The sequence below is a fragment of the Inquilinus sp. genome (assembly GCF_039594555.1).
Lineage (GTDB): Bacteria > Pseudomonadota > Alphaproteobacteria > DSM-16000 > Inquilinaceae > Inquilinus.
The window spans coordinates 1-6,651 of the sequence record NZ_JBCNNF010000377.1 but is presented as its reverse complement, the minus strand read 5'-3'; the positions used below and the strand labels follow the sequence as shown (position 1 = coordinate 6,651).

The window sequence follows — 6,651 nt, the reverse complement described above, 5'->3', positions numbered from 1 at the left end:
GCTGCACCACCGGCTGCGCCATGTTCGGCGGTGTCCCGGTGCCGGGCTTCGTCGCGGTGCTGCTGGTGCCGCATCTGGCCGGCCGCAGCGAGCCCGCGCCCCTGCCGCCGGCCTCCGTCGCCACCGCGCCGCAGCGGTCGCCGGCCAATCCGAGAGCCCCGCCCGTCCAGGCGTGATCCAAGCCGGGCCTGCCGCGACGGCGGGCCCTGTCGGTTCACGGCCGGAGCTTGGCGCCAGAGGCGCGCCGCCCGGCCAGCCTGGAGCACTCCCCATGTCCCTGTTCGCGCATCTGCGCACCGCCGCTGTCGCCGCCGCCCTGGCGCTTCTGGCCGTCGGCCCGGCGACCGCGCACGAATTCAAATCCGGCCCGATCGAGGTGGTCCATCCCTGGGCCCGGGCCACGCCCCCCGCCGCCAAGGTCGGCGGCGGCTATGCCGAGATCCGCAATGACGGGGCCGAGCCCGATCGGCTGGTCTCGGTCACCGCCGAGGTCGCCGGCCGCGTCGAGATCCACCAGATGGGCATTAAGGACGGCGTCATGACCATGCGGCCGGTCGAAGGCGGCGTGCCCGTACCGGCCAACGGCACCGCGGCGCTGGCGCCCGGCGGCTTCCACCTGATGATGATGGATCTGAAGCGGCCGCTGAAGGCGGGGGAGAGCTTCGCCGGCACCATGACCTTCGAGAAGGCCGGCACCATCGCCGTGACCTTCGAGGTCGCGCCGATCGGCGCGACCGGTGCGGGGACGGGGCATTGAGATGCGCGCCCGCATCCTGGTGCCAGTGCTGCTGGCCGTCACCGCCATCCTGGTGGGCGCCGCCGGCTTCCTGCTGGTCTATTCCAAGGATCCGGCCACCGGCCGGGTCGTGGCGCTCGGGACCGAGCCGGGCGGCCCGTTCCGCCTGACCGACCAGACCGGGGCGACGCTGACCGACGCCGACCTGAAGGGCCGGCCCTTCGCCGTGTTCTTCGGCTTCACCCATTGCCCGGAGATCTGCCCGACCACGCTGTGGGAGATGTCGCAGGCCCTGGCCGCGCTGGGACCCGACGGCGACCGGCTGCGCGTGCTGTTCGTGACCGTGGACCCGGAGCGCGACCGGCCGGAGATGCTGCGGGAGTACCTGCAGTCCTTCGACCATCGCATCACCGGGCTGACCGGCACGCCGGAGGAGATCGCCGCCGTGGCGAAATCCTACCGCGTGTACTGGCGCAAGGTTCCGACCACCGATGGCGACTACACCATGGACCATTCGGCCATGGTGTACCTGATGGATGCCGAGGGCCGGTTCCACGACATCATCGCCTATGGCACGCCCGAGCCGGAGCGGCTGGTCGCGCTGCGCCGCCTGCTCGCCGCCGACGCCTGATTTCCCGATCCCTTTCGACCGTCGCCGGCCGCGCCGGCGACGCGGAGACCCGCCATGCTGAAATCCATTTTCCCCGCCCTGGTGCTGGCCGGCATTGCCACCCCGGCCTTCGCCCACATCACCCTGGAAACCCAGGAAGCGCCGGTCGGCGGCACCTACAAGGCCGTGCTGCGCGTACCCCATGGCTGCGACGGCTCGCCCACAGTCCGGATCCGCGTCCAGATCCCCGAGGGGGTGATCGCGGTCAAGCCGATGCCGAAGCCCGGCTGGACCCTGGAGACGGTGAAGGGCAAATACGCCGCCTCCTACGACTATTACGGCACCCCGACCAGCGAGGGGGTGAAGGAGGTGGTGTGGAGCGGCGGCAAGCTGCCGGACGAGTTCTATGACGAGTTCGTGTTCCGCAGCTACCTGACCGCCGGGCTGACGCCGGGCAAGCACCTGTACTTCCCGGTGGTGCAGGATTGCGAGACCGGGACCGACCGCTGGATCGAGATCCCGGCCGAGGGCAAGGATTCCGACGACTACGAGACCCCGGCGCCGGGCATCAAGCTGCTGCCGAAGAAGTGATGGTGCTTCACTCAGGCAACCCAATAAGTCAGTCCCCCCTCCCCTTGCGGGAGGGGGCTAGGGGGAGGGGGTTGTCGATCGAAGGGCGCCGACCTGCGATGCCTGGAGTGTTTGGGTATTTGCTCCGACACCAGGGATCGGCTCCAGCGGCCCGAACCCCCTCCCCCTACCCCCCTCCCGCAAGGGGAGGGGGGACAATAAAGGGCAAGGCCCAGGCCGGGGCTTTCGCCTGGCTGCTTCTTCTCCTCGCTCTCCTCGCCCCCCAGGCCGCCTGGGGCCATGCCTCTCTCCTGCGGGCGGAGCCGGCGGAGAATGCGGTGATCGGCGCGGCGCCGGACAGCTTCCGCCTGACCTTCAACGAGCCGGTGTCGCCGCTGGTGCTGCGGCTGGTCCGGCCGGACGGCACGGCCGTTACGCTGGGCGATGCGCGGCTGGAGGATGCGACGCTCGTCATCCCGGCGCCGGCCGGCCTCGGCCGCGGCACCCACGTGCTGAGCTGGCGCGTGGTGTCGGAGGACGGTCACCCGGTCGGCGGCTCGGTCGTGTTCTCGATCGGCGAGCCCGGCGCCGGGCCGCCGCCCCAGGCGGCCGACATCGCCGACCGCCCGGTCGAGGCTGCGATTTGGCTGGCCCGGATCGCGATCTATGCCGCCCTGTTCTTCGGTGTCGGCGCCGCGGCGTTCCGCGCCGTCGTCGGCCCCCTGCCGCGCGGCGCTGCCCGCACCGCCGCCGCGCTGATGCTGCTGGGGCTCGCGGCCGCGCCGCTCTCGGTCGGGCTGCAGGGGCTGGACGCCCTGAAGATGACCCTGGCGGGCATCGGCCGGCGCATCGCCTGGACCACCGGCTGGGGCACCAGCTACGGCGTGACCGCCGCCCTGGCCGCGGTCGCCCTGGTCCTCGGCCTGCTGGCGCTGGCCCTGCGGCGCGGCCGGGGCTCGGCCGCGATCAGCCTGCTGGCCCTGGCCGCGACCGGCACCGCCCTGGCCGCCAGCGGCCATGCCAGCGCCGCCGCGCCGCAGATCCTGACCCGGCCGGCGGTGTTCCTGCATGCGGTCGGCATCGCCTTCTGGGCCGGGGCCCTGCTGCCGCTGGGGCTGCTGCTGCGCGCCGGCGGGCCGGCCGCCACGGCCGCGCTGCGGCGCTTCTCCGCCCTCATCCCGATCGCGATCCTGCCGCTGGCGGCGGCCGGCATCCTGCTGGCCGTGGTCCAGCTCGGCCAAGTCTCGGCGCTGTGGACCACCGATTACGGCCGGGTGCTGCTGGTCAAGCTGGCGCTGCTGCTGGCGCTGTTCGGCCTGGCCGCGCTGAACCGGTGGCGCCTGACCGCCCCGGCGGAGGCCGGCGATGCCCGGGCCACCCGGCACCTCGCCCGCTCGGTCGCGATCGAGTCGGCGCTGGTGCTGGCGATCTTCGCCGCGGCCGCGACCTGGCGCTTCACCCCGCCGCCGCGCGCGCTGGCGGAGGCCGCGGCCCAGCCGGCCTCGATCCACATCCACACCGCCCCGGCGATGGCCGACCTGACCATCACCCCCGGCCGCGCCGGCCCGGTCTCGGCCTCGATCGTCGTGCTGACCGGCGATTTCGGCCCCCTGGACGCGAAGGAGGTCGCGCTGGTGCTGTCCAACCCGGCCGCCGGGATCGAGCCGATCCGACGCAAGGCGGTGAAGCCGGGCGACGGCACCTGGCGGGTCGACGACCTCGTCATCCCCGTGCCCGGCCGCTGGACCGTGCGGGTCGACGTGCTGATCTCGGATTTCGAGATCGCGAAGCTCGAGGACGTGATCGACATCCGGCCTTAGAGGCGGCGTGCCGAACCGATCGTCATCCCGTGCGCGCTGCGGTGCGGAGTACCGCTGCGCAGACACGGGATCTCGGCTCGGCCCTGGACGAGATCCCGGTTCTGCGACGCACCACTTCGTGCTGCGCCGCGCCCGGGATGACGATGACGAGGCGTATCAGACCGGCCCGATCAGCCGCATCATCCAGATGCCGAGGGCCAGCCAGGGGCCGAAGGCGATGGCCGTGTGCCGGGAGACGTCTCCGCGGGACGTAACCAGCACGGCCACCAGCGCCGCGCCGGCGCCGATCAGCAACACCCAGGGCAGCGCCTGCCAGCCGAGCCAGGCGCCGCCGGCCGCCAGCAGCTTGGCATCGCCGAGGCCGAGGCCATCGCGCCCGCGCAGCCGGCGATAGGCGAAGGCCAGGCCGGCGAAGAGCAGCCAGCCGACCGCGGCGCCGATCGCCCGGTCCGGCCAGGACGGACCGGAAGACTCCAGCAACGCCGCCAGCAGGCCGGCCAGGATCAGGGGCAGGGTCAGCATATCCGGCAGCAGCCCGGTGCGGCGGTCGATGGCGCCGAGCAGCAGCAGCCACCAGCCGAGCAGGCAGGTGCCGGGCATCAGCGCCGGGTCGCCGGCCGCGAGCGCTAGCAACGCGATGGCGATCGCCGCCAGCTCGATCACCGTATGGGCCGGGTCGATCGTGCCGCCGCACATGCGGCAGCGGCCGCGCAGGGCGACCCAGCTGAGCACCGGCACCAGATCGCGCAGCGCCAGCGGCTGCCGGCAATGGTCGCAGCGCGAACGGCCGACCAGCAGGCCGCGGGCATCGTCCGGCAGGCGGTGCGCCGCGGCGGCGAGGAAGCTGCCGATGATCGGCGAGACGAGGACCAGCCCGATCTGCCCCAGCGTCACGTCACAGCTGGCGCGGCCGGGTGGTGGTGCGCGGCCGCAGCGCCTCCATGCGCGAGCGCAGCTCCTCCGCGATCGCCTGGGCGTCGGCGGCATTGCGGATCACCCGCGGGGTGATGAAGACCACCAGCTCGGTCCGGTCGCGGCTGTTGTTGGTCGAGGAGAACAGGTTGCCGAGCAGCGGGATGTCCTGCAGCACCGGCACGCCGCCGCGGCCGTTCGTCTGGCTGTCCTGGATCAGCCCGCCCAGCACCACGGTCTGGCCGTTGGCGACCGAGACGATCGAGCCGATGCGGCGGGTCGAGATCGTCGGCGCCAGCGCGTCGGCCTGGGTGGAGGCGGCGTCGTTGACGATGCTCGACACCTCCTGCTGCACGTCCATGCTGACGTCGTTGTTGGAGTTGATCCGCGGCGTCACCTTCAGGATCACGCCGGTGTCCTTGTATTCGATGTTGCTGATCACCGGCGACCCGTTGGTGTCGGTCGACTGGCTCTGCTGCGTCCGCACCGGCACCTGGTTGCCGACCTGCAGCCGCGCTGTCTGGTTGTTCAGCACCGCCAGGGTCGGGGCCGAGACCACCCTGACATTGGTGATCGAGGACAGGGCGTTGAGGACGACCCGGGCGCCGCCGGTGGCGATCGCCAGGTTGAGGCCGGAGCCGGCCTGCGGGATCGGGGTGGCAAGCGATCCGGACGGCGAGCTGCCGGCCGGGCGCGTGGTGAAGCCGGCGGAGCCGAAGCCGGTTTCGAGATAGTATTGGACGCCGTATTGCAGCCGGTCGTTCAGCGTCACCTCGGCGATCGTCGCCTCGATCACCACCTGCAGCGGGCTGGCGTCGATCGCACGCAGCGCCGATTCGATCAGCCGGAACGCCGCCGGCCGGGCACGGATCAGCAGCGCGTTCTTGTCCCGGTCCGGGACCACCCGCACTTCGCCCAGCTTGTCGAGCTTGAACACCGCCGCCTTGCCGGCCTGGGCGCCCGCGAGGCCGAGGATCGAGGCGTCGCCGTCCTTCTGCTGGGCGTTGAAGTCGATCGGCGCGAATTGCGAATTGGTGCCCGAGCCCGGCTGTCCCGATCCGGTCTGGCCGGTGCCGTTGGTCGTGCCCGTCGTGCCGGAGGCGTTGGCCTGGTCGGTGCCGGCGCTGCTGCTGCTCGAAACCCCGAGGCCGCGGGCGACATCGGAGCCGAGTTCGTCGTCGAAGGGCGAGGCGCCGGCCTGGTCGACCTTGCCGAAGGCCTGGCCCAGCACCCGCGCCATGTTCGCCGCGGTGCCGTTCTGCACCATGTAGACGTAGACCCGCTCCTCGTCGGAATCGCCCTGGTCCAGCCGCTTGATCCAGCGGCCGGCCTCGTTGAGCTTGTCGACGCGGGAGGAGACCACCAGCACGGCGTTCAGCCGCTCCACCGGCATGAAGTTGATCAGGCCCTTGAGCGGGCCGCGGTCGGGCGCGCCGCCGAAGACGGCGCTGAGCTCCTTGATCACCGCCTCGGGCTGCGCCTGCTGCAGCGGGAAGATTCCCGACGACATGCCGCGCAGCCAGTCGACGTCGAAGGACTCGACGGTGGCGCCCAGCGCCGACCGGTCGGCGCTGGTGCCGGAGATCAGCACCAGGTTGCGGGTCGAATCGATCCGCACCAGCTCCGGGTTGACCGCCGGGGCGATCAGCGGGCCGATGGTCTCGGCCGAGACGTTGCGCAGCGGGATGATGGTGATGCCGTAGCCGGCCGGCAGCGGCTTCGGATCGTTGCCGAGCTGCAGCACGGTGCGGCCGGACACGGCCTCGCCCAGCGGCACGATCCGGTAGCCGGCCCGGTCGTCCTGCACCAGCGCGGCACCGGAGGAGCGCAGCGCGGTTTCCAGCATGGCGACCAGGTCGTTCGGCTTGATCGGCCCCTGGGTCGACAGCGTCACCGTGCCGGTGACCCGCGGGTCGATGCTGTAGGGCTGATGCAGCAGGTCGCCCAGCACCGCCTGCACCACCTGGGCCAGGTCGGCATTGTTGAAATTGACCTGGTAGCCG

Annotated in this window: 6 protein-coding genes; 4 read left to right on the top strand and 2 right to left on the bottom strand. The window is 72.1% G+C overall.

Features of this window, described 5'->3' with window-relative positions; all coding sequences use genetic code 11:
- Positions 1-271: 271 nt before the first annotated feature.
- Genes ABDW35_RS29030 through ABDW35_RS29015 form a run of 4 tightly spaced genes read left to right on the top strand, consistent with a single transcriptional unit; the run spans position 272 to position 3,736 of the window.
- On the top strand, positions 272-757 hold the full coding sequence (locus ABDW35_RS29030; RefSeq protein ID WP_343717333.1) for a copper chaperone PCu(A)C: 486 nt from the start codon (positions 272-274) through the stop codon (positions 755-757).
- Position 758: 1 nt separating this feature from the next.
- Complete coding sequence (locus ABDW35_RS29025) at positions 759-1,367, top strand: SCO family protein (protein ID WP_343717332.1); 609 nt, start codon at positions 759-761, stop codon at positions 1,365-1,367.
- A 54-nt stretch (positions 1,368-1,421) separates the two neighbouring features.
- Positions 1,422-1,937 carry a YcnI family protein gene (locus ABDW35_RS29020; RefSeq protein ID WP_343717331.1) on the top strand — a complete coding sequence of 172 codons (516 nt, stop codon included), beginning with the start codon at positions 1,422-1,424 and terminating at the stop codon, positions 1,935-1,937.
- Positions 1,937-3,736, top strand: a complete 1,800-nt coding sequence (locus ABDW35_RS29015; RefSeq protein ID WP_343717330.1) for a copper resistance protein CopC — start codon at positions 1,937-1,939, stop codon at positions 3,734-3,736. Before ABDW35_RS29020 ends, ABDW35_RS29015 begins: the two co-directional genes overlap by 1 nt.
- Before the next feature lie 156 nt (positions 3,737-3,892).
- Here the strand turns inward: ABDW35_RS29015 and ABDW35_RS29010 are convergent, their stop codons facing one another.
- Both ABDW35_RS29010 and gspD read right to left on the bottom strand, forming a co-directional pair.
- Positions 3,893-4,630, bottom strand: a complete 738-nt coding sequence (locus tag ABDW35_RS29010) for an A24 family peptidase (protein WP_343717329.1) — start codon at positions 4,628-4,630, stop codon at positions 3,893-3,895.
- Between the two features lies 1 nt (position 4,631).
- The coding region (gene gspD / locus ABDW35_RS29005; RefSeq protein WP_343717328.1) for a type II secretion system secretin GspD at positions 4,632-6,651 on the bottom strand (2,020 nt) is incomplete at its 5' end.